Source organism: Comamonas brasiliensis, from assembly GCF_018292285.1.
GTDB classification, from domain to species: Bacteria; Pseudomonadota; Gammaproteobacteria; order Burkholderiales; family Burkholderiaceae_C; genus Comamonas; species Comamonas brasiliensis.
Genome location: NZ_JAANES010000003.1, coordinates 540,767 through 562,891, shown reverse-complemented (window position 1 = coordinate 562,891; position 22,125 = coordinate 540,767). Strand labels below are relative to the sequence as shown.

Genomic DNA, 22,125 nt, shown 5'->3' with positions numbered 1-22,125 from the left:
GGCCATTTGATGGACTATGTAATTTCGCTCCTGGGGCCCATGTCGGCTGGTGCCCTTGTCACACTCAAGCTGTTCTTCATCACGCTGGCGCTGTCCATTCCCATGGGCCTGGCGCTGGCGCTGATGCGCATCTCCAGCATCAAGCCGCTGAGCAGCGCCGTGGGCGCCTATATCTGGCTGATGCGCGGCACGCCGCTGATGCTGCAGCTGCTGTTCGTGTACTTCGCGCTGCCCTTTGTGCCCTACATCGGTGTGCGCCTGCCCGACTTTCCTGCCGCCGTGGTGGCGTTTGCGCTGAACTACGCGGCCTACTTCGCGGAGATCTTCCGCGCCGGCATCAAGTCCGTGGACCGCGGCCAGTACGAAGGTGCCAAGGTGCTGGGCATGACTTATGCACAGACCATGCGCCGCATCGTGCTGCCCCAGATGTGGGCCCGCATTCTGCCGCCCGTCAGCAACGAGACCATTACCCTGGTCAAGGACACTTCGCTGATCTATGTGCTGGCACTCAACGATCTGCTGCGCGTGGCGCGCGGCGTGGTGCAGCGCGACTTCAGCTTCACGCCCTTCATCGTGGCTGCGGCCTTCTATCTCATCATGACCCTGGTGCTGACCTGGGGCTTCCAATATCTTGAGAAAAAATATGCCAAGTACGACGCCTGACGTGATGATTTCCGCCCAGGGCATCCACAAGGCCTTTGGCAACAACGAAGTGCTGCGCGGCGTCTCCCTGGACTTGCTGCGCGGCGAGGTGGTGGCCGTGATCGGCCCGTCCGGCTCGGGCAAGAGCACTTTCCTGCGCTGCCTCAATCACCTGGAGACGATTGACCGAGGCACCATCAGCATCGAAGGTGCGGTGCTGGCGCGCTCCGAGGGCGAGGCCAGGGCGCAGTATGTGAGCGAGGCCGAGATCCGCAAGATCGGCCGCAAGATGGGCATGGTGTTCCAGTCCTTCAATCTGTTTCCCCACCTCACGGTGCTGGAAAACATCATTGAGGCGCCCGTCATCGTCAAGGGCATGAAGCGCGAAGACATCATCCCCAAGGCCGAGGCTCTGCTGGCCAAGGTGGGTCTGGCGGCCAAGCGCGATGCCTATCCCAACCACCTCTCCGGCGGTCAGAAGCAGCGCGTGGCAATTGCGCGTGCGCTGGCCATGGAGCCGGACATTCTGCTGTTCGACGAGCCCACTTCGGCGCTGGACCCCGAGTTGACCGGCGAGGTGCTGCGCACCATGCGCGAGCTGGCCGAGGAGCACATGACCATGCTGGTCGTGACCCACGAGATGGGTTTTGCACGCGAGGTGGCCAACCGCGTCATCTTCATGGACGGCGGCTACATCGTCGAGCAAGGCCCGTCCGAGGCGTTTTTTGCGGCGCCCCAGCATGAGCGCACCAAGGCGTTTCTGCAGAATATGTTGTAAATAAGTCGCAGCTGTCGATGCGGTTTCATATCGCAAAAAAGGCAGTTTGCGCATACACAGCAAGCGCTGACAGCTCCTGAAACAGGAGTGAAGACTCCATGATCCAGGCCAAGGCTTGAAGAAACATTCACGAATGTATGTTTACTTGGGGCTAACCCGAGCTTTTTGCCGTGCTTGTCGGCACAATACCAGTTTGCTTTCTCTTGAGCGGCTATTCACGCATGTCACCCAACGCACCCTTTGTGGAACTGCGCAATGTCACCTTTGGCTATGGTGACCGCGTCATCCTGCGCGATCTGTCCCTGCAAGTGCCGCGCGGCAAGGTCACGGCGCTGATGGGCGCATCGGGTGGCGGCAAGACCACGGTGCTGCGTCTGATCGGCGGGCAGAACCACGCCCAGCAGGGCCAGGTGCTGTTTGACGGCCAGGATGTGACCGCCATGAATGCGCAGCAGCTCTATGCCGCGCGTCGCCGCATGGGCATGCTGTTTCAGTTCGGTGCGCTGTTCACCGACATGAGCGTGTTCGACAACGTGGCCTTTCCGCTGCGCGAGCACACCGATCTGCCCGAAGAGCTGATTCGCGACATCGTGCTCATGAAGCTGCATGCCGTCGGCCTGCGCGGGGCGCGCGATCTGATGCCCTCCCAGGTCTCGGGCGGCATGGCCCGCCGCGTGGCACTGGCCCGTGCGATTGCACTGGACCCCGAGCTCATCATGTACGACGAGCCTTTTGCGGGCCTGGACCCTATTTCGCTGGGCACTTCGGCGCAGCTGATCCGCCAGCTCAACGATGCCATGGGCCTGACTTCAATTCTGGTCTCCCACGATCTGGAGGAAACCTTCCGCGTGGCCGACCATGTGGTGATTCTGGGGGCCGGCAGCGTTGCCGCCCAGGGCACGCCCGAAGAGGTGCGCGCCAGCAGCGATCCGCTGGTGCAGCAATTCATCCATGCCAGACCCGCGGGGCCTGTGCCGTTCCACTATCCCGGCGTCAGTGCCGACGAGGACTTCGGCAGCAGGAGGCGTGCATGAACTTTCTCGCACGCATTGGCCTGGCAGTGCGCTGCCAGCTGGTCAACATGGGGATCGGTGCGCGCCTGCTGTGGCGTTTGCTGGGCTTGATGGGGCCGGCGCTCAGGCGTCCGCGCCTGATCGGCGACCAGATTCACTTTCTGGGCAATTATTCGCTGGCCATCATCGGCGTCTCCGGACTGTTCGTGGGCTTTGTGCTGGGTCTGCAGGGCTATTACATTCTGCAGCGCTATGGCTCGGCCGAGGCGCTGGGCATGATGGTGGCCCTGAGCCTGCTGCGCGAGCTGGGACCCGTGGTCACGGCTCTGCTGTTTGCGGGCCGTGCCGGCACGGCCCTGACGGCCGAAATCGGCCTGATGAAAGCCGGTGAGCAACTGTCGGCCATGGAGATGATGGCGGTCGACCCCGTCAAACGCATTCTGGCGCCGCGCTTCTGGGCCGGGTTGATCACCATGCCCCTGCTGGCCGCAGTCTTCAGCGCCGTCGGCGTGCTGGGCGGCTGGCTGGTGGGCGTGGTGATGATCGGCGTCGACAGTGGTGCCTTCTGGGGCCAGATGCAGCAGGGCGTGGACTGGTGGAGCGATCTGGGCAACGGCGTGCTCAAGAGCTTTGTCTTCGGCCTGGCCGTGACCTTTGTGGCTCTGCTCCAAGGCTATGCGGCCAAGCCCACGCCTGAAGGGGTTTCCCGGGCCACCACCCGTACCGTGGTCGTAGCTTCGCTAGCGGTTCTGGGCCTGGACTTCCTGCTCACCGCAACCATGTTCAGCATTTGAGGCTGCACAGCAGATAGAGGTAAAAAATCATGCAGCAAAAGAAAAGTGATGTCTGGGTCGGCCTGTTTGTGCTGATCGGTGCTCTGGCCCTGGTGTTCCTGGCCTTGCAGTCGGCCAATCTGTTGAGCCTGAATTTCCAGAAGACCTATGCGATCACGGCGCGTTTTGACAATATCGGCGGGCTCAAGCCCAAGGCCGCGGTCAAGAGCGCCGGCGTGGTTGTGGGCCGTATCGAGTCCATCACCTTCAACGACCAGACCTTTCAGGCCGACGTGGCCATGAGCATGGAAAACCGCTATGCCTTTCCCAAGGACAGCTCGCTGAAAATTCTGACAAGCGGTCTGCTGGGCGATCAGTACATTGGTATTGAAGCGGGTGCCAGCGAAGAAAACCTCAAGGCCGGCGACCGCGTGACGGCCACCCAGTCTGCCGTGGTGCTGGAGAATCTGATCGGTCAGTTCCTCTACAGCAAGGCCGAGCAGGGCGGTGATTCCGGTGCTGGCGCAGCCAACGGAGCCAACGGGGGAGCGAAAGAATGATGACTACAACAAGCCCACAAACGAAACTGGCGTCGAACAAGACTCGGGCGCTCAAGCATGCAGCGCTGACAGCTGGCGTGTGCGCAGCGGCACTGCTGTCCGGTTGCGCGACTACCACAGGCTCCGGCAACCCGGCCGACCCGCTGGAGTCCATGAACCGCAGCATCTATTCCTTCAACGAAGGGGTGGACGAAGCTGTCTTCAAGCCCGTGGCCACGGCCTATCAGAACGTGACGCCGCGCGTGGCGCGCCAGGGCGTGACCAACTTCTTCGACAATCTCGGCGATGCCTGGTCCTTTGTCAACAACGTGCTGCAGGGGCAGGGCCAGGGTGCCTACAACTCCATGGTTCGCTTCAGCGTGAACACGGTGCTGGGCATAGGCGGCCTGTTCGATATTGCCAGCGAGGCAGGCATCGAGCGCCGCAAGCAGGACTTCGGCCAGACGCTGGGCCGCTGGGGTATGCCCACGGGGCCGTATCTGGTGCTGCCCTTCTGGGGCCCTTCCACGGTGCGTGACTCGGCCGGTCTGGCGGTCGACGCCTTCGGCTATCCCGCCAACACCATGGACGATGTGCGCTGGCGCAACAGCCTGTTCGGCCTGCGCATGGTCAACAACCGGGCCAATTTGCTCAAGGCCGGCGATGTGCTGGACTCCGTTGCGCTCGACAAATACAGCCTGGTGCGCGATGTCTATCTGCGCTCACGCATTGGCGGCGCGGCGTCCGGCGGCGATGGTCGTCTCGAAAACTATGATGACGACAACGCCGGCAAGCTGCCTCCCGAAGGCCAGTGAGCCGGTAGAGCTTGGTTACAAACATGATGCACAGGCTGCGCGAGTGCGGTGACACTTGCGGGCCTAGGAGAAAAACGCAATGAAGATTACTCGTCGCATGTGGGGCATGGCAGCAGGTGCCATGCTCGCCCTGAATCTGGGTTTGCCTGCCCAGGCCGCTGAGGAGGCGCCCGATGCCCTGGTCAAGCGCGTCTCTGCCGATGTGCTGGAGACCATCAAGAAGGATGCCTCGCTGCGCAACGGCGACTCCAGCAAGATCAATGCGCTGGTCAACGAGAAGGTCATGCCCTATGTGGACTTTCGCCGCATGACATCGGCTGCCGTCGGTCCGGCCTGGCGCCAGGCCACGCCCGAGCAACGCCAGAAGCTGCAGGACGAGTTCAAGGCCCTGCTGATTCGCACCTATGCGGGAGCCCTGTCCCAGGTCGGCGATCAGACCATTACCGTCAGGCCTGTGCGCATGGCTGCCGGTGACACCGATGTGCTGGTTCGCACCCAGGTCAACGGTCGTGGCGACCCCGTGCAGCTCGATTTCCGTTTGGAAAAGCAGGCTACGGGCTGGAAGCTCTACAACTTCAACGTGCTCGGCGTGTGGCTGGTGGAGACCTACCGCAACCAGTTTGCCCAGGAAATCAATGCCAACGGCATCGACGGCCTGATCAAGACCCTGGCCTCGCGCAGCTCCATGCCGGCCACGGCCACCAAGTAAGCAAAGCGCTTCAGACGTCATGGCCCGCTCAGCTAGCAACCCTCTGCAACTGCCCAAGGAACTGACCTATCGTCAGGGACGCGACTGTCTGCTGCGCCTGCGCCCGCTGGTCATCGGCCATGCGGATGCCCGGGTGGTGGTGGATGCCAGCGCCGTCAAGGTCTTCGACTCGGCGGCCCTGGCCGTGCTGCTGGCCTGCCGGCGCGCTGCGCAGGAGGCGGGCAAGCAGCTCGTTGTCGAAGGTCTGCCCAAGGGGCTGCAGTCCATGGCCGCGCTGTATGGCGTGGATGGCTTGCTGATGCCCGCTCCTGTGCCCGATGCGGCCGCCACCGCTCAGCAGGGCTAGGCTGACGAATCACTGTGTCCGGCTAAGCCCCGCCAAGGCAGAGGCTGTGGGCAAGCCCTAGAATCATGGGCTCCATGTCCGCAGTCTCATTCCAATCCGTCTCCAAGACCTACCGCACCCCCAAGGGGGATTTCCAGGCCCTCAAATCGGTGAGCCTGGATATCGAGGAAGGTGAATTCTTCGGTCTGCTCGGCCCCAACGGTGCCGGCAAGACCACGATGATCAGCATCCTCGCCGGACTGGCGCAAGCCACGGGCGGGCGCGTGCTGGTGCAGGGCAGCGATGTGCAGGCCGATTACGCCGATGCACGCCGCAAGCTGGGCATCGTGCCGCAGGAGCTGGTGTTCGACCCCTTCTTCAATGTGCGCGAGGCCTTGAAGTTCCAGTCTGGATACTTCGGCGTCAAGAACAACGACGACTGGATCGACGAGCTGCTCGACAGCCTGGGCCTGACGGACAAGGCCCACAACAATATGCGTCAGCTCTCGGGCGGCATGAAGCGCCGAGTGCTGGTGGCCCAGGCCCTGGTGCACAAGCCGCCCATCATCGTGCTGGACGAACCCACGGCCGGCGTGGACGTGGAGTTGCGCCAGACGCTGTGGCATTTCATTGCCAAGCTCAACAAGCAGGGCCATACGGTGCTGCTGACCACTCACTATCTGGAAGAGGCCGAGGCACTGTGCAGCCGCGTGGCCATGCTCAAGCGCGGTGAGATCATCAAGCTCTCGCCCATGAGCGAGCTGCTCAAGTCGGCTTCCAGCAATGTGTTGCAGTTCAAGACCGACAGCGCCTTGCCCCAGGCCGTGGCCGACAGGGCGCGGGTCACCGGTCGAATCGTGCAGATTCCCGCAGCCCATGCCGGCGATGTGGAGCAACTGCTGGCCGCTTTGCGCGAGGCGGGCGTGACCCCCGAGGATGTGGAGATCCGCCGTGCGGATCTGGAAGATGTGTTCATCCACATCATGAATGAAGGCTCCAGGACACAGGCTCCTGCAGGAGGTGTCCAATGAACGGCTGGCAGACCCTGCTCAAGAAGGAAGTGCTGCGCTTCTGGAAGGTGAGCTTTCAGACCGTGGCCGCACCGGTGCTCACGGCCGTGCTGTATCTGCTGGTCTTCGGCCATGTGCTTGAAGGCCGGGTCATGGTCTACGACCGCATCCCCTACACCGCGTTTCTGATTCCCGGTCTGGTGATGATGAGCATGTTGCAAAACGCGTTTGCCAACAGCTCGTCCAGCCTGGTGCAGAGCAAGATCATGGGCTCGCTGGTATTCGTGCTGCTCACGCCGCTGTCGCATTGGGCCTGGTTCAGCGCCTATGTGGGCGCGGCGATTCTGCGCGGCCTGCTGGTGGGGCTGGGCGTGTTTGTGGTCACCTTGTTCTTTGCGGTGCCCGACTTTGCCGCGCCGCTGTGGATTCTGGTGTTCGGCTTTCTGGGTTGCGCCCTGATGGGCACGCTGGGCCTGATCGCCGGCCTCTGGGCCGAGAAGTTCGACCAGATGGCGGCCTTCCAGAACTTTCTGATCATGCCTCTGACTTTTCTGTCCGGCGTGTTCTATTCCGTGCACTCGCTGCCCGGCTTCTGGCAGGCGGTCAGCCATGTCAACCCGTTCTTCTACATGATCGACGGCTTCCGCTATGGCTTTTTCGGCCAGAGCGATGTCTCGCCCTGGCTCAGCTTTGCCATCGTGGGCGCTGCCTGGCTGGCCGTGAGCGCGCTGGCCGTGCACCTGCTGCGCATCGGCTACAAGATTCGTAACTGATTTTTAGAATTGACGCAGGGCTGCTTGCGAGACAATGACCGGTTTCGCCAGCTTTTGCGCATAAAGGTTCCCCATGACTGCAGACCAACTCAAAGACCTGATCGCCGCCGGCCTGCCCTGCGAGCATATTGCGCTGGAAGGCGATGGCCGACATTGGTTTGCCACCATCGTGTCTGCGCAGTTCGAAGGCCAGCGTCTGCTGGGTCGTCAGCGCCTGGTCTATGCCACGCTGGGCAATCGCATGGCCACCGATGAAGTCCATGCTCTGTCCATGAAGACCTATACCCCGGCAGAATGGACGGCTGCCCAGGCCTGAGGCGGCTTGCAAAGCAAGATTGATAGCTGTCAGCGCTTGATACACAAGCGCTGAGTGCATTTTTTACCTATAAACATTCAAGGCTTGAAGCCATGGACAAACTCAAGATCCACGGTGGTCGTCCCCTCAAGGGCGAAGTAATCATTTCCGGCGCCAAAAACGCCGCTCTGCCTGAAATGTGTGCCGCACTGCTCACCGCCGAGCCCGTGCATCTGCACAATGTGCCGCGTCTGCATGATGTCGCCACCATGCGCAAGCTGCTGGCCAATATGGGCGTGCAGACCGAGACCCATGGCGAACGCGGCGGCATGAGCTTTGTGGCTCCCGACAGCCTGACGCCCGAAGCACCTTACGAGCTGGTCAAGACCATGCGCGCCTCGGTGCTGGCCCTGGGTCCGCTGCTGGCTCGCTTCGGCCATGCCAAGGTGTCGCTGCCCGGCGGCTGCGCGATCGGCTCGCGCCCCGTGGATCAGCACATCAAGGGCCTGCAGGCCATGGGTGCCATCATCACCGTGGAAAACGGCTATATGCTTGCCAGCCTGCCCGAAGGCCGCAAGCGCCTGAAGGGCGCACGCATCACCACCGACATGGTGACCGTGACCGGTACCGAGAACTTCCTGATGGCGGCTGCGCTGGCCGAAGGCGAGACGGTGCTGGAAAATGCCGCCATGGAGCCCGAAATCACCGATCTGGCCGAGATGCTGATCAAGATGGGAGCCCGGATCACCGGCCACGGCACCAGCCATATCGTGATTCAGGGCGTGGACAAGCTGCATGGCTGCGAGCACCAGGTGGTGGCCGACCGTATTGAGGCCGGCACCTTCCTCTGCGCCGTGGCGGCCACCGGCGGCGAAGCCTGGCTGCACCACGCACGCGCCGATCATCTGGGCGCCGTGATCGACAAGCTCAAGGATGCGGGCGTGAGCGTGGACTGCGTGGATGGCGGCCTGAAGGTGGCGTCCTCCGGCAAGCTCAAGGCTCAGGGCTTTCGCACCACCGAATATCCGGGCTTTCCCACCGATATGCAGGCCCAGTTCATGGCGCTGAATCTGGTGGCCGAAGGCACCAGCATGGTGACCGAGACCATCTTCGAGAACCGCTTCATGCATGTCAACGAGATGGTGCGCCTGGGCGCGCGCATCACCACCGATGGCCGCGTGGCGACCATCGAAGGCGGCAAGCGCCTGTCCGGCGCCACCGTGATGGCGACCGACCTGCGCGCTTCGGCCAGCCTGGTGATTGCCGGTCTGGTGGCCGAGGGCGAGACCATCGTCGATCGCATCTACCACCTGGATCGTGGCTACGACCGCATGGAAGACAAGCTGCGCGCCCTGGGCGCCGATATCGAGAGAATTTCCGCATGAGCACCGCAACGCCTGTGACCATCGCCCTGTCCAAGGGCCGCATTTTTGAAGAAACCCTGCCCCTGCTGGCCGCTGCCGGCATCGAGGTGACCGAGGATGTGGAAAAGTCGCGCAAGCTGATTTTCGACACCAACCGCTCCGATGTGCGCGTGGTGCTGGTGCGTGCTTCGGACGTGCCTGTCTATGTGCAATACGGCGGCGCGGATCTGGGTGTCTCGGGCCTGGATTCGCTGATCGAGCATGGCGGCCAGGGCCTGTACCAGCCGCTGGACCTGCAGATTGCCAAGTGCCGCGTCAGCGTGGCCGTGCGCAACGGCTTCGACTACCAGCTGGCCGTCAAGCAGGGCGCGCGTCTGCGCATCGCCACCAAGTACCCCGAGATCGCCCGCAACTTCTTTGCCAAGAAGGGCGTGCACGTGGACATGGTCAAGCTCTATGGCTCCATGGAGCTGGCTCCGTTGACCGGCATGGCCGATGCCATCGTCGACCTGGTGTCCACCGGCAACACGCTCAAGGCCAATGATCTGGTCGAGGTCGAGCCCATCATGGACATCAGCTCGCGTCTGGTTGTCAACCAGGCTTCGCTGAAGCTCAAACAGGCTCCGCTGCGCCACATCATCGATGCGTTTGCGCAGGCCGTTGCCGCCAAGAACAACTGATTTTCCCCACTGGTGAATACTATGGAATTCGTAGCTGCCCCCGCCCGTCTGTCAACCGCTGATGCCCAGTTCGAGCATGATTTCGCGCAGCGTCTGCATTGGTCGGCGGACACGGATGCAGCCATCGAGCAGCGGGTCGCCGACATCCTGGCCGATGTCCAGGCCCGAGGCGACGACGCCGTGCTGGAATACACGGCACGCTTTGACGGCCTGCAGGCCGATTCCATGGCGGCGCTGGAGCTGACCAAGCAGGAGCTGAAAGCCGCGTTCGACAGCCTGCCTGCTGCCGAGCGCGAAGCGCTGGAGTCGGCGGCACGCCGCGTGCGCAGCTACCACGAGGCGCAGAAGAAGGCCAATGGCGAGAGCTGGAGCTACCGTGACGAGGACGGCACGCTGCTGGGCCAGAAGGTCACGCCGCTGGATCGCGTGGGCATCTACGTGCCCGGCGGCAAGGCGGCCTATCCGTCCAGCGTGCTGATGAACGCCATTCCCGCCCATGTGGCTGGTGTGCAGGACATCATCATGGTCGTGCCGACGCCCCAGGGCCAGAAGAACCCGCTGGTGCTGGCTGCTGCCTATGTGGCAGGTGTGCACCGCGCCTTCACCGTCGGTGGCGCCCAGGCCGTGGCGGCGCTGGCCTACGGCACGGCCACCGTGCCCAAGGTGGACAAGATCACCGGCCCCGGCAATGCCTATGTGGCCAGCGCCAAGAAGCGCGTGTTCGGCATCGTGGGCATCGACATGATTGCCGGTCCTTCGGAAATCCTGGTGCTGGCCGACGGCACGACCCCACCCGACTGGGTGGCCATGGATCTGTTCAGTCAGGCCGAGCACGACGAGCTGGCCCAGTCCATCCTGCTGTGCCCCGATGCGGCCTATCTCGATGCCGTCCAGGCCGCGATCGACCGCCTGCTGCCCGAGATGCCGCGCAAGGCCATCATCGCCAAGAGCCTGAGCGACCGTGGCGCGCTGATTTTGACCAAGGACATGGAAGAGGCTTGCGCGATCAGCAACCGCATTGCGCCCGAGCACCTGGAAGTCTCCAGCCGCGACCCGCACCGCTGGGAGCCTCTGCTGAGGCACGCCGGCGCTATCTTCCTGGGCGCATATACGTCGGAGAGCCTGGGCGACTACTGCGCCGGCCCGAATCACGTACTGCCCACCAGCGGCACGGCACGCTTTTCCTCGCCTCTGGGGGTGTATGACTTCCAGAAGCGCAGCTCCATCATTGAAGTCAGCGAGGCTGGGGCCCAGATCCTGGGCAAGACCGCTGCCGTGCTGGCCTATGGCGAAGGTCTGCAGGGTCACGCCCGTGCAGCCGAAATGCGTCTGAAGTAAATCGGCGAGCGCTTGTCCCTTGAAGCCGTGGCCAGCCCACGGCTTTCTTCATTGCCGGGCAGGTCGGCATGTCCCCCGTTCCGGGGCAAATCATCTCCAGATGTTTCATGGTGCAGGAAAGCGCTGGTTTGCTGTGACACTCGGCGAGCTGCGTGGCAGCGCAGCATTCAATAGCCAATCACAACAAGGGAGCGTGAAGATGAATCAGGTCATGAGTTCCTGGCCGCAACGCGGCTGGAGGCTGCTGGGCGGACTGCTGCTGGTCGCGGGGCTGGCCGCCTGCGGTGCACCGCCTTCGGCCCAGGTCGCAGAGAGCGCGGCGGCAGCGCCGCGCACGCCCAGGGTCGAGTCCACGCTGGGCACGCAATGGGGCGAAGGGCGGGAGTCCGCCACCAAGGTGGTGCACGCATCGCGCCTGACGCCCGAGCGTCCGCGCGATGTCAGCCAGCTTCGCTATTCGGACGAGCACAGTATTCTGCGTGCGCTCGGCAACTCTGCTGAGCGGCAGACCAATGCGCTGCTGGCAGACGGTGATGTGGAGCTGCAGCTGCTCGACGGAAGCGGGTCGGTGCTGCGCATTTTTTCCGCGCGCGGAGCCCGGGACTTCCATGTCGCGGGCCGCCATGGTGAGCGCTATGAGCTGGTCTACACCAACCGCAGCAATCGCTTCTACGAAGTGGTGGCGACGGTGGATGGTCTGGATGTGCTGAGCGGCCAGCCTGGCAGCGTGCACAGCAGCGGCTATCTGCTGCGCCCTGGTGAGCGACTGGTGATCGACGGCTTTCGCAAGAACGACCGTGAGGTGGCGGCATTTCGCTTTGCAGGCAAGGGCCGGGCCTATGCCAACAATACGCCCGCAGGCGATGCGCGCAATGTGGGTGTGATTGGTACGGCGCTGTTTGATGTGCGTCTTGACGAGCGCGACCCGGATCTGCCCCGTCGCTCTACGCAAGGGATGGAACCACGCGATTCCCGGGACCCCGTAGCCTTCCCGGCGGATGGCCGGCAGTATGCGCCGCCGCCGCAGTATCGGCGCTGAGGCCGGTTCTGCGCTGCCGTGGCCCGAAGCTGGTCGGCCTTTGACATGAGGCCTCAGGCCGCTGCGGCTGTGGCCGGCACTGTGGGTGCTGCAGTTGCGGCAGGAGACGATGAAGTACGAACGCGAGCACGGCTCCAGCGCAGGGTCGCGTCCTGTGAGCCTTGCGTGCCGAGATAGAGTCGGGCGGGGCCGTCAAAGCGCAGTGATTCACCGGCCTGCAGAAAGTAGTCCCTCGGCTGTCCTTCGCAGGTCAGCCAGACAATGCCGCTTTGTGTCTGCAACCATAGGCTGAGACCGGCGCCCAGATGCATGGTCTGCACCGAGGTGGCGGCTTGCAGGGACAAGGTTTTCCAGGAGGAGGTGGCGAGAGCTGAGTTCATGCCTCCGACTTTGCCGAGGATGGATCTGTACTGCCAGCCACAGCGGCAGTGGATCTGGATGAGTACAGATACCTGGGGCAGGGCATCTGTACTGCTCGTCCTGGCTTTCATCTGTGCTGCATGTGCTTGTCTGTGCCAGTACAGAATCTGCCCATGGATTTTGATGCGTCGACACCGCTATATCTGCAGATTGCCGGGCAACTGAGTCAGGCCATACGACAGGGGGCGCTGGCTCATGGGCAAAAACTGCCTTCGGTACGCATGCTGGCGCGGCAGTATGGTGTGGCGCAGACCACCGTGGTACAGGCCTATCACTGGCTGGAGGATGCCCGGCAGGTCACGGCGCGGCCGCGTTCGGGTTTTTTTGTGGCGCCGCGCGCCGTCCAACTGCCCGAGCCCAAGATTGCCCGGCCCATGCGTCGTCCACGGGCCGTGTCGCTGGACTGGCTGGGACAGCGCGTGCTGGGGCGGGAGCAGCCGGAAGGCATGGTGTCGTTCAGCAGCGGTACCCCGGGCATCGATCTGCTCAACCCCGACCGGGTACGCCGTGCTTTGACCCGTGCCGTGCAAAAGCACCGCCACCTGCTGTGTACCTATCCAGGTTCGGACGGTCATGAAGAGGCGCGCCGTGCACTGGCGCGCTACGCCGTGGGCTTGGGCTGCAGTCTGGACCCGGATCGCATTTTCATTACTGGCGGCTGCATGGACAGTGTGGCCCTGTGTCTGCGTGCCGTGACCGAGCCTGGCGATGTGGTGGCACTGGAGTCGCCCACACATTTTTCCTTTCTGGAGGTGCTGCAGGCCTTGCAGCTGAAGGCCCTGGAGATACCCTGCCACCCGCGCCACGGTTTGTCGCTGGATGCTTTGCAACTGGCGCTGGAAACCCAGCCGGTCAAGGCCTTGCTGCTGGTGCCCACGCTCAGCAATCCGCTGGGCAGCTGCATGCCCCAGGCTGAACGCAAGAAGCTGGTGCAGCTTGCAGTTCAGCATGAGCTGCCGGTGATCGAGGATGCCATCTATGCCGATCTGGCCGAAGGCGATGCTGCCCGGCGCAGCCTCAAGTCCTATGACGGCACGGGCCAGGTGATGCTGTGCCATTCCTTTTCCAAAACATTGGCGCCGGGCCTGCGCCTGGGGTGGCTGGAGGCTGGGCGCTGGACGGACAAGGTGCGCAAGATCAAGGAAATGCAGGCAGGCGGTCAATCGGCAGTCCTGGAGCTGGCTCTGGCCGACCTGATCTCGCAGGCCGGCCATCATGCCGCCATGCGCCAGTTGCGTGCCGTCATTGCTGCACGGGTCGAGCAAGCTAGGCAAGTGATTGCGCAGAGCTTTCCTGCCGGCACGCGGGTCAGCGATCCTCCGGGCGGGTTGCTGCTGTGGCTGGAGCTGCCGGCGCCACTGGATGGCATGGCTTTGCATCAAGCCTGTTTGTCCCGGCAGATCCTGATCGCGCCCGGAATGTTGTTTGGTGCTGCCGGTCGCTTCCGGCACGGAGTCCGTGTGGGTTTGGGAGGCGACTGGACGGCGCAACATCTGCAGGCCTTGCGTCAGGTGGGAGCCATCGCCTGCTCCATGTTGGCTCCGGTGTGATTTCGGGGTACACGAATTTCGTGTTGCACGAAATTCGTGTACCATGCGAGGCATGAAGAACGTCACCATCACTGTCGAAGACAGCGTGCTTGACTGGGCACGCATCGAAGCGGCCAGGCGCGGCAGCAGCGTCTCGCGCATGCTGGGTGACTTCATGGCCGAGCTGATGCAGCGCGAGGATGCCTACGAGCGAGCCTATCTGGCCTGGCGCACGGATGAGCGCACCTGGCAAGCTGCCGGCCAGTCGGCGAAATCCCTGGCGCGCAGTGCCAGCAGCAAACGGGCTGCAGCGCACAGCAATGCCGAAGCCGAGGTGGCCAAGTGAACCCCGTGTTTGTCGATACCTCGGTGTTGATTGCCGCGGAAGATGCGGCCGGCGGTGCGCTGTATGCGGCCACGCTGGAATGGCTGGATCTGCTGTGGCGTAGCCGCAGCGGCCGCACCAGCAATCAGGCATTGGTGGAGTTCTATGACCAGGCGACCACGGCCGCCCTGCCTCTGCCTCAGGGCGATGCCCGCGCCGCCATCCGCCGCTACCAGACCTGGACGCCCTGGAAGACCGACGCCGCCACGCTGGAGACGGCCTGGGCCGTACAGGCCCGCCATGCACTGGACTTTGGCGACTGCCTGGCCGTGGCCTGCGCCCAGCACAGCGGCTGCAACCAGATGCTGAGCCTGCATCTGCCCCACGGGGCGGAGTTTGGCGGCGTAACCGTGGTGCACCCGCTGGAGCAAGCCGCCACGCAGAATCTTGAGGCTTGAGCGCCACAATCGCAGCGATTGGTATCGACTGCATTGGCCAACGCAAGCCTCGTGTGAAGGAGTGAACCCATGACTGCTCAAGACATCCAGACCAAAGCCCTGCAACGCATCCGCGCCGATGTGCGCGCCATGCAGGGCTACCATGTGCAGCCTGCGCAAGGCCTGCTCAAGATGGACACGATGGAGAACCCATACCGTCTGCCGCCCGAGCTGCAGCAGAAGCTGGGTGAGCATCTGGGCGCGCTGGAAATCAACCGCTACCCCGGCGAGCGCCAGGAAGTGCTCAAGCAGATGCTGGCCGACTACGCCGGCGCCCCCGCTGGCACATCGGTGCTGCTGGGCAATGGCTCGGACGAGATCATCACCCTGCTGGCGCTGGCCACGGCCCAGCCTTGCAACAATGCCCGCGCCAAGATGCTGGCACCCATGCCGGGTTTTGTGATGTATCCGCTGTCTGCCAAGCTGCAGGGGCTGGATTTCGTGGGCGTGAATCTGACGTCCGACTTCGACCTCGATGTGCCGGCCATGCAAGCCGCCATCGCCGAGCACCAGCCCGCCATCACCTATATCGCCTATCCCAACAATCCCACGGCCACGCTGTGGGCCGAGGACAAGGTGCAGGCCGTGATCGATGCCGTGGCCGAGATCGGTGGTCTGGTCGTGATGGACGAGGCCTACCAGCCCTTCGCCAGCCGCAGCTGGATCACCCGCATGAAGGCCGATCCTGCGCGCAATGCCCATGTGCTGCTGATGCGCACGCTGTCCAAGTTCGGTCTGGCCGGTGCGCGTCTGGGCTATCTGATCGGCCCTTCGGCCATCGTCAACGAGATCGACAAGGTGCGCCCGCCCTACAACATCAGCGTGCTCAACTGCGAGACGGCGATTTTTGCGTTGCAGCACGAGTCCCTGTATGCCGAGCAGGCCGCTGCCATCCGCGCCGAACGCCAGCCGTTGATCGATGCCCTGGTCGCGCTGAACGGCGTGGAGAAGGTCTGGCCCTCCGAAGCCAATATGGTGCTGCTGCGCGTGCGCGACGCCGGCAAGGCCCAGATCGAGATGAAACAGCGCGGCGTGCTGGTCAAGAACGTATCGGCCATGCATCCCCTGCTGCACAACTGCCTGCGCCTGACCGTGGGTACCCGCGAAGAAAACGCCCAGATGCTGGCGGCACTGAAAGAAAGCCTATGAGCAATATCGTCCCCTCCATCGCCCAGAACCTGCCGCGCATTGCCGAAGTGCAGCGCAACACGGCCGAGACCCGCGTCGCCGTGCGCGTCAACCTCGACGGCACGGGCAAGGCCAGCCTGAACTCCGGCATCGGTTTTCTCGACCACATGCTGGACCAGATCGCGCGCCACGGCCTGATCGACATGGACATCGAATGCGCGGGTGATCTGCACATCGACGGCCACCACACGGTGGAAGACATCGGCATCACCCTGGGCCAGGCCTTCGCCAAGGCCATCGGCGACAAGAAAGGCATTCGCCGCTACGGTCATGCCTATGTGCCGCTGGACGAAGCCCTGAGCCGCGTCGTCATCGACTTCTCGGGCCGCCCCGGTCTGCACATGGATGTGAAGTTCACCGCCGGCAGCATCGGTCAGCTCGATACGCAACTGGTCTTCGAATTCTTCCAGGGCTTTGTCAACCACGCCGGCGTGACGCTGCACATCGACAACCTGAAGGGCTTCAATGCCCACCACCAGTGCGAAACCATCTTCAAGGCCTTTGCGCGCGCCATGCGCTTTGCGCTGGAGCATGATGAGCGCATGGCCGGCGTGATTCCCTCGACCAAGGGTGCTCTGTAATCAGGAGCTTGATGCGCCTGTTCACAATGCATTTCAAAGCTTTTTGTCTGTAAAAACCAATCTCCATAAGCGGTAGCTGCTATGAGTTTGAAGAACAACACCGTGGCCGTGGTCGATTACGGCATGGGCAATCTGCGCTCGGTCTCGCAGGCGGTGCGCACGGCTGCGGCCGATACCGGCTGGGACGTGGTTGTCACGGCCGATCCCGAGGTGGTTCACGCCGCCAACCGCGTGGTCCTGCCCGGTCAGGGCGCCATGCCCGACTGCATGCGCGAGCTGCGCGAATCGGGCCTGCAGCAGGCCGTGCTCGATGCTGCAGTCAACAAGCCGCTGTTCGGCGTCTGCGTGGGCATGCAGATGCTGCTCGACCACAGCGATGAAGGCGATGTGCCGGGCCTGGGACTGATTCCCGGCAATGTGCGCAAGTTCGACCTGGAAGGAAGGACGCAAGCCGACGGCAGCCGCTTCAAGGTGCCGCAGATGGGCTGGAACCAGGTGCAGCAGACGCAGCAGGGCGGCAAGCCCCATGCGCTGTGGGCCGGCATTCCGGACGGCAGCTTCTACTACTTTGTGCACAGCTTTTATGCACTGGTGCAACAAAGCACGCATTGCGCGGCCGAGACCGATTACGGCGGCCTCTTTGCATGTGCCGTCGCACGCGATAATATTTTCGCAACCCAGTTCCACCCCGAGAAAAGCTCGGACCAGGGACTGGCGCTGTTCCGCAACTTCCTGGGCTGGAAGCCCTGAAGTTTTTCTTTGTGCACTGGCCATTTCTGACGGCCAAACTTGCTAGCAGATCACCATCATGTTGCTCATCCCCGCTATCGACCTCAAGGACGGCCACTGCGTTCGCCTGATTCAGGGTGATATGGACCAGTCCACCACTTTCGGTGAAGACCCCGCAGCCATGGCCGCCAAATGGCTGGATGCTGGCGCCCGTCGCCTGCACCTGGTGGACCTGAACGGCGCCTTTGCGGGTCAGCCCAAGAACCTGTCGGCCATCAAGAGCATCCTCAAGGAAGTCAATGGCGAGATTCCCGTTCAGCTGGGCGGTGGCATCCGTGATCTGGACACCATCGAGCGCTACATCGATCTGGGCATCGAGTACCTGATCATCGGCACCGCTGCCGTGAAGAACCCCGGTTTCCTGCAGGACGCCTGCAGCGCCTTTCCCGGCCACATCATCGTGGGCCTGGACGCCAAGGACGGCAAGGTGGCCATCGATGGCTGGAGCAAGCTCACCGGCCAGGACGTGATCGAAACCGCCAAGCGCTTCGAGGACTGGGGTGTGGAATCCATCATCTACACCGACATCGGTCGTGACGGCATGCTCAGCGGCATCAATATCGACGCCACCGTCAAGCTGGCCCAGTCGCTGAAGATTCCGGTCATCGCCTCGGGCGGTCTGGCCGGCATGGCCGACATCGAAGCGCTGTGCAAGGTGCAGGACGAAGGCGTGGAAGGCGTGATCTGCGGCCGCGCCATCTATACCGGCGACCTGGACTTCGCCGCAGGCCAGGAGCGTGCGGACGAGCTCACGGGTGAGTGATTTGACGTTTCAGGCCCAGGCCCTGGACTGGAAAGGGCTTCCCGCGATTGCCCTGAAGCTGGGCCAGGGGGATTCGGTGCTCATCTGCCTGCAGGGCGCCCAGGTGCTGTCCTGGGTCGGCCTGGGGCAGGAGCGCCTGTTCCTCAGTTCCCGCGCATCCCATGACGGCAAGAGCGCCATTCGCGGCGGCATTCCGGTCTGCTTTCCCCAGTTCAATCAACGCGGCCCCCTGGTCAAGCATGGCTTTGCGCGCATCAGCCACTGGCAGGCCGATGCCGCGCAGCCATCGGGCGAGGATGGTGCGCAGATCTCCCTGCGCCTGACGGACAGCGAAGCCACGCGCGCTGTCTGGCCGCATGCCTTTGAAGCCGTGCTCACGGTCGAGCTCAGGCCCGGCATGTTACGTGTGGCGCTGGCCGTGCATAACCGTGGCCGGCAGGAGCTTTCTTTCACTGCTGCCTTGCACGGCTATCTGCGCGTGGCTCAGGTCGAGCAGGCCAGCTTGCACGGCCTTGAGGGGCTGAGCTACTGGGACGCGGCTGCGGCCTTGCCGGACACCCATGTCACGCAGACGGGCAGCGTAGCCTTCGGTGCGGAGACCGATCGCGTCTATCCCCGTGCGGCGGCAGCCCTGCAGCTGCAAAGCTCGGGCCAGCCCTGGCTGCAGCTTGCCCAGGATATGCCCTGGAGCGAAACCGTGGTCTGGAATCCTGGACCGGCACTGTGCGCCACGCTCAAGGACATGGAAGCCGACAGCTGGCAGCAGATGCTGTGCGTGGAGGCGGCGGCCATTGATGCGCCTGTGGTTCTTGCAGCCGACCAGCGCTGGCAGGCGGCGCAGACCTTCGAATGCTTTTGAAGCACTGAACGGGCAGGGGTGAGGCCACCCCGAGCCTGGATCGGTCCACGTGCACAGACCTGTGGGCGTGCGGGCCGCCAGCCTGTTCAATCCTGTCGCCGGCTCCATGAGCCAAGCCGCAGTAGCAGGGCGCAAGGCTGCTCAGCGGGGTTTGCTGCCCAGGGCATCCGCCAAGGCATCGACCAGAGGCGGGTTCAAATAATGCGGGCCGTCGAAGGCGAAGACCGTCCAGCCCTGGTAGGCCGCCAGTTGCGGCAGAAACTCCTCTGCCATGGCGCTGCGAAAGCCACCGCCCGGCGCAGGCCGGAAGGCTTCGGCAATCACGCGCACACGCGCATGTCCCAGATGGGCCGTCAGCATTTGCAGATACTCGCGTGCCACGGAAGGCGTGCGCGCGTGCACGCCGACGCCGTCCTGGAAGAACACGCCCACGTCTTCCGGTATCCAGCGCATGATCCAGTCCACCAGCGCTTGAGGCCCCATATTGGCATTGTCATAGGCGCTGATCCACAGCGGACGCGGCAGTTTGTTGAGCACCTCGGTGAGCTGACTGGGCGCTGCCCAGGTCGGGTCGATCTCGACCGGGAAGTACCAGCCGGCAACCCGCAGCGGCAGCGCTGCGATGGCCGCCTTCAAGGCATAGGACTGCATCGCCAGATCCGCTAGGCTGGCGCGCGCCCTGGCCTCGTCATGCATGCCGGCCAGGCCGAGAATCAGCTCCTGCGCCCAGGGCTCGGCCGCGATGCGCTCCCAGTCCGGCAGGTTGCGGCTCATCGCGGGCAGATAGGTGCCGGGCACCAGGCTCAGATGGTCCACGGCCGTCCATTGCACCAGCAGGCGTCGAATGCCCAGGCGCTGCCATGCGCCATGGGGACGCAGCGTGGCGGCACTGGGCTGCCAGACCATGCCGGGCAGGCGCAGGCTGGGCTTGGCCTTCGCCTCGGACAGACCGCAGGCCAGTGCCCAGCCCAGGCCCAGAGCCTCGCGTCTGCTGCATCGTTGCATCGTCATATCGATGAGGTGGAGCGCTTTCTCCCTGTGGAGAAAGCGCTTTTCCTTCATGGCAGCTGACTGGGAACCGTCCAGGTGAAGCCCAGATTGGAGATGCCGCTGACAAGGCTCTTGAAGTCCGCCAGACCAGGGGTTCCAACTTGCGGCTCCAGCCAGAACGGGTGGAAGAAGAACGAGGCATAACCGTCACGCACCGTCTTCACATACTGGGCATTGGTGAGAATGTCCTGCCATGTGTAGTTGTAAGAGGAGGTGGGGTCGATCTGGGAGATGTCGTATTCGATATTTCCCAGGCTTTCAGGCAGCACCTTCTGGCCGTAGTAGTCGGTCTTGATCGGGTAGGGGAAGATCTGGCCCAAGGAAAAATCCTTTTCCACCGTTGCGTTGAAATTGGGCTTGTCAGCCGTGAAGTACACGACGCGCTGATAGGTCTTGGCAAAGACCTGCGTACTGGCCTTGGATGCCAGCGCTGAGCCATGGTAGTGCGGAGTCTCCCAGGCGGTCGGGCGATAGCCGTTGAGGCTCAGCTCCAGCAGACCGGCCCGGTAGCGTCCCAATGCCCAGGCGGTCGAGTCTTCCGGAACAGGCTTGTTGTTGACGATGTCCCAGAACTCGTAGTCATCGCCACTCACGGCCGTGTAGCGGTTGCGCACATTGCTGTACTGGTGCGTATAGCCATGCATCACGACTTCGCCGCCGCGCGCCAGCGCATAGTTGAGCGCAGTCTTCAGGTTCGTGGCCTGCGACATGGGGACCTGCATCGGCACTCCCGAGTTGTAGACGCCAAGAGGATCCTTGTAGTACGGAATGGTCGCAATCGAAAACGGTATCCGCAGCTGGTAGAGATAGTCCGTCAGCGATTTCATTGCCGTCACGCTGACCAGTGCGCTGACGTCTTCAAGCCGGACCATGGCCTTGTGGCTTTCGGCATGGTTCACTCCCAGCATGTCGTGCAGGATGTCGGTGAGCACCAGATAGCGGTCACGTGGCCCGATATAGCTGAATGGCAGATCCGCCACATACCAGAAGTTGCCCGACCTCACCACATAGGGTGCCTGCTCGCCAGTCTTGGGGTTGGACATGGAGACCAGGTTCTGCGCCTTGGTGGTATCGGTGATGGCCGTCAGCCCCACATCGGGATCCGCATTGACGGCGCCGGTGGTGCTGTCGTATGCGTAGTATTTGACAAAGGGCAGGCTCTTGTAGGTGATGGTGTCAAAGAACCCCGGCGTGGTGTTGCTGGAGGTCGGCGCGGCATTGAGGCCCCGCAGCGCCGTCAGGTTGAAGCCATAGCGGGCCTGGAAGCCGTAGGTCGGGTCCCAGGCAAACTGCCAGAGGTTGTACTTGAACCAGACGATGGTCTTGCTCGAGCTGGCGGCATCTGCCATGAAGGCGGCGGGAACCGGGTTGTCGTAGTACGAGCCGAGGTAGAACGTGGCGTCGTAGCCGCTGAGCTGGCCTGCCGTGTAGTTCTGCACCGGGACCATGTCGACCTTGCTGTCGAAATGTCCGAGCAGATTGCGCAGCATGATGGCGTAGCCGAATCCGAGCTTTGTGTAGGCCGTGTTGGGCGGCGCGTCATAGAGGATCAGCGTGCGCGGGCCTGTTTGCGCAAAAGCGCCAGGGCTCGCAAAGAGCATGGCGAGCAGCCATGCCCCGAGAATGCGTCCTAGGGTTTTCATGAGACTCTCCTGAGATCTTTACACGATGGGGTCTATTGCTGCTGGCCACGGAATGGACCGCCCGGACTGGGCTTGTCCTTCGGTGGACTGCCGGGGGACGGGTTGCCGGGTTTGACCGGCAGCGCATCCAGCGTGTCATCCCGTGTGAAATCCTTCTTGAAATGTCCTTTGTGGTGGTGCGCACGTTCGTTGCGCTTGCGCTCTTCGGGGGCTGAGCCCACATCCATGCGGATCTGGGTGCTTCCAGGTGGCAGGGGAGGCGGCATGACGTTGGAGGCCTGGGACCAGCTGGCCCAGCTCAGCAGCGCCAGCGCGAGCAGCGCGCGCATGGCCTGCCTTTGATCGAGGGAGTGCATGAGAGTCTCCTTTCTGGGGGGCAGAAAGAAAA

The 22,125-nt window shown here is 63.1% G+C and carries 27 protein-coding genes; 23 read left to right on the top strand and 4 right to left on the bottom strand.

What is annotated here, in order from left to right; genetic code table 11:
• The first annotated feature begins 9 nt into the window (after positions 1-9).
• From DJFAAGMI_RS15270 to DJFAAGMI_RS15200, 15 genes are all read left to right on the top strand, one after another.
• The gene (locus DJFAAGMI_RS15270) at positions 10-663 is read left to right on the top strand and encodes an amino acid ABC transporter permease (protein WP_003058677.1); all 654 of its coding nucleotides are present in this window, start codon (positions 10-12) and stop codon (positions 661-663) included.
• Entirely contained in the window at positions 644-1,420 is a 777-nt protein-coding gene (locus tag DJFAAGMI_RS15265) for an amino acid ABC transporter ATP-binding protein (protein WP_283245778.1), read from the top strand. The genes DJFAAGMI_RS15270 and DJFAAGMI_RS15265 overlap by 20 nt, the downstream gene beginning before the upstream one ends.
• Positions 1,421-1,641: 221 nt before the next feature.
• Positions 1,642-2,454 carry an ABC transporter ATP-binding protein gene (locus tag DJFAAGMI_RS15260; RefSeq protein WP_211457754.1) on the top strand — a complete coding sequence of 271 codons (813 nt, stop codon included), beginning with the start codon at positions 1,642-1,644 and terminating at the stop codon, positions 2,452-2,454.
• Positions 2,451-3,227, top strand: coding sequence for a lipid asymmetry maintenance ABC transporter permease subunit MlaE (gene mlaE, locus DJFAAGMI_RS15255; protein WP_003058669.1), 777 nt, complete (start codon positions 2,451-2,453; stop codon positions 3,225-3,227). The genes DJFAAGMI_RS15260 and mlaE overlap by 4 nt, the downstream gene beginning before the upstream one ends.
• 29 nt (positions 3,228-3,256) lie before the next feature.
• Complete coding sequence (gene mlaD, locus DJFAAGMI_RS15250; protein ID WP_003058666.1) at positions 3,257-3,766, top strand: outer membrane lipid asymmetry maintenance protein MlaD; 510 nt, start codon at positions 3,257-3,259, stop codon at positions 3,764-3,766.
• Positions 3,763-4,560, top strand: coding sequence for an MlaA family lipoprotein (locus DJFAAGMI_RS15245; protein ID WP_211457753.1), 798 nt, complete (start codon positions 3,763-3,765; stop codon positions 4,558-4,560). Before mlaD ends, DJFAAGMI_RS15245 begins: the two co-directional genes overlap by 4 nt.
• Before the next feature lie 79 nt (positions 4,561-4,639).
• Positions 4,640-5,269 (top strand): MlaC/ttg2D family ABC transporter substrate-binding protein, encoded by a 630-nt coding sequence (locus tag DJFAAGMI_RS15240; protein ID WP_211457752.1) that lies wholly within the window; start codon positions 4,640-4,642, stop codon positions 5,267-5,269.
• A 19-nt stretch (positions 5,270-5,288) separates the two neighbouring features.
• Positions 5,289-5,615 (top strand): STAS domain-containing protein, encoded by a 327-nt coding sequence (locus tag DJFAAGMI_RS15235; protein ID WP_211457751.1) that lies wholly within the window; start codon positions 5,289-5,291, stop codon positions 5,613-5,615.
• A gap of 74 nt (positions 5,616-5,689) precedes the next feature.
• Positions 5,690-6,625 (top strand): ABC transporter ATP-binding protein, encoded by a 936-nt coding sequence (locus DJFAAGMI_RS15230; RefSeq protein ID WP_211457750.1) that lies wholly within the window; start codon positions 5,690-5,692, stop codon positions 6,623-6,625.
• The gene (locus tag DJFAAGMI_RS15225) at positions 6,622-7,377 is read left to right on the top strand and encodes an ABC transporter permease (protein WP_003058656.1); all 756 of its coding nucleotides are present in this window, start codon (positions 6,622-6,624) and stop codon (positions 7,375-7,377) included. The genes DJFAAGMI_RS15230 and DJFAAGMI_RS15225 overlap by 4 nt, the downstream gene beginning before the upstream one ends.
• A 73-nt stretch (positions 7,378-7,450) precedes the next feature.
• Positions 7,451-7,693, top strand: coding sequence for a BolA family protein (locus DJFAAGMI_RS15220; protein WP_003058653.1), 243 nt, complete (start codon positions 7,451-7,453; stop codon positions 7,691-7,693).
• A 92-nt stretch (positions 7,694-7,785) separates the two neighbouring features.
• Entirely contained in the window at positions 7,786-9,057 is a 1,272-nt protein-coding gene (murA, locus tag DJFAAGMI_RS15215) for a UDP-N-acetylglucosamine 1-carboxyvinyltransferase (protein ID WP_211457749.1), read from the top strand.
• The gene (gene hisG, locus DJFAAGMI_RS15210; RefSeq protein ID WP_211457748.1) at positions 9,054-9,716 is read left to right on the top strand and encodes an ATP phosphoribosyltransferase; all 663 of its coding nucleotides are present in this window, start codon (positions 9,054-9,056) and stop codon (positions 9,714-9,716) included. Before murA ends, hisG begins: the two co-directional genes overlap by 4 nt.
• Positions 9,717-9,737: 21 nt before the next feature.
• The gene (gene hisD / locus DJFAAGMI_RS15205) at positions 9,738-11,054 is read left to right on the top strand and encodes a histidinol dehydrogenase (RefSeq protein WP_211457747.1); all 1,317 of its coding nucleotides are present in this window, start codon (positions 9,738-9,740) and stop codon (positions 11,052-11,054) included.
• Positions 11,055-11,265: 211 nt separating this feature from the next.
• Positions 11,266-12,093, top strand: a complete 828-nt coding sequence (locus tag DJFAAGMI_RS15200) for a hypothetical protein (protein ID WP_249334336.1) — start codon at positions 11,266-11,268, stop codon at positions 12,091-12,093.
• Positions 12,094-12,146: 53 nt separating this feature from the next.
• Here the strand turns inward: DJFAAGMI_RS15200 and DJFAAGMI_RS15195 are convergent, their stop codons facing one another.
• Entirely contained in the window at positions 12,147-12,473 is a 327-nt protein-coding gene (locus tag DJFAAGMI_RS15195) for a DUF2917 domain-containing protein (RefSeq protein WP_211457745.1), read from the bottom strand.
• Positions 12,474-12,626: 153 nt separating this feature from the next.
• On the opposite strand from DJFAAGMI_RS15195, the gene DJFAAGMI_RS15190 reads away from it, so the two are divergent.
• The 8 genes from DJFAAGMI_RS15190 (at position 12,627) to DJFAAGMI_RS15155 (ending at position 19,044) form a co-directional block, all read left to right on the top strand.
• Positions 12,627-14,063 carry an aminotransferase-like domain-containing protein gene (locus DJFAAGMI_RS15190; protein ID WP_211457744.1) on the top strand — a complete coding sequence of 479 codons (1,437 nt, stop codon included), beginning with the start codon at positions 12,627-12,629 and terminating at the stop codon, positions 14,061-14,063.
• A 52-nt stretch (positions 14,064-14,115) separates the two neighbouring features.
• Entirely contained in the window at positions 14,116-14,388 is a 273-nt protein-coding gene (locus DJFAAGMI_RS15185; protein ID WP_211457743.1) for a hypothetical protein, read from the top strand.
• Complete coding sequence (locus DJFAAGMI_RS15180; RefSeq protein ID WP_003058641.1) at positions 14,385-14,825, top strand: PIN domain-containing protein; 441 nt, start codon at positions 14,385-14,387, stop codon at positions 14,823-14,825. The genes DJFAAGMI_RS15185 and DJFAAGMI_RS15180 overlap by 4 nt, the downstream gene beginning before the upstream one ends.
• Positions 14,826-14,894: 69 nt before the next feature.
• Positions 14,895-16,013 carry a histidinol-phosphate transaminase gene (gene hisC, locus DJFAAGMI_RS15175; protein ID WP_211457742.1) on the top strand — a complete coding sequence of 373 codons (1,119 nt, stop codon included), beginning with the start codon at positions 14,895-14,897 and terminating at the stop codon, positions 16,011-16,013.
• On the top strand, positions 16,010-16,633 hold the full coding sequence (gene hisB, locus DJFAAGMI_RS15170; RefSeq protein WP_003058637.1) for an imidazoleglycerol-phosphate dehydratase HisB: 624 nt from the start codon (positions 16,010-16,012) through the stop codon (positions 16,631-16,633). Before hisC ends, hisB begins: the two co-directional genes overlap by 4 nt.
• Before the next feature lie 81 nt (positions 16,634-16,714).
• On the top strand, positions 16,715-17,383 hold the full coding sequence (hisH, locus tag DJFAAGMI_RS15165) for an imidazole glycerol phosphate synthase subunit HisH (RefSeq protein WP_211457741.1): 669 nt from the start codon (positions 16,715-16,717) through the stop codon (positions 17,381-17,383).
• A 58-nt stretch (positions 17,384-17,441) separates the two neighbouring features.
• Positions 17,442-18,185 carry a 1-(5-phosphoribosyl)-5-[(5-phosphoribosylamino)methylideneamino]imidazole-4-carboxamide isomerase gene (gene hisA / locus DJFAAGMI_RS15160; protein ID WP_211457740.1) on the top strand — a complete coding sequence of 248 codons (744 nt, stop codon included), beginning with the start codon at positions 17,442-17,444 and terminating at the stop codon, positions 18,183-18,185.
• Positions 18,178-19,044, top strand: a complete 867-nt coding sequence (locus tag DJFAAGMI_RS15155) for a D-hexose-6-phosphate mutarotase (RefSeq protein WP_211457739.1) — start codon at positions 18,178-18,180, stop codon at positions 19,042-19,044. Before hisA ends, DJFAAGMI_RS15155 begins: the two co-directional genes overlap by 8 nt.
• 141 nt (positions 19,045-19,185) lie before the next feature.
• On the opposite strand, the gene DJFAAGMI_RS15150 is transcribed toward DJFAAGMI_RS15155, so the two are convergent.
• Genes DJFAAGMI_RS15150 through DJFAAGMI_RS15140 form a run of 3 tightly spaced genes read right to left on the bottom strand, consistent with a single transcriptional unit; the run spans position 19,186 to position 22,093 of the window.
• The gene (locus DJFAAGMI_RS15150) at positions 19,186-20,055 is read right to left on the bottom strand and encodes an alpha-amylase family protein (RefSeq protein ID WP_249334334.1); all 870 of its coding nucleotides are present in this window, start codon (positions 20,053-20,055) and stop codon (positions 19,186-19,188) included.
• Positions 20,056-20,102: 47 nt separating this feature from the next.
• Positions 20,103-21,737, bottom strand: coding sequence for a DUF2334 domain-containing protein (locus DJFAAGMI_RS15145; protein WP_211457737.1), 1,635 nt, complete (start codon positions 21,735-21,737; stop codon positions 20,103-20,105).
• Between the two features lie 32 nt (positions 21,738-21,769).
• Positions 21,770-22,093 carry a hypothetical protein gene (locus tag DJFAAGMI_RS15140; RefSeq protein ID WP_211457736.1) on the bottom strand — a complete coding sequence of 108 codons (324 nt, stop codon included), beginning with the start codon at positions 22,091-22,093 and terminating at the stop codon, positions 21,770-21,772.
• Between the last annotated feature and the right edge of the window lie 32 nt (positions 22,094-22,125).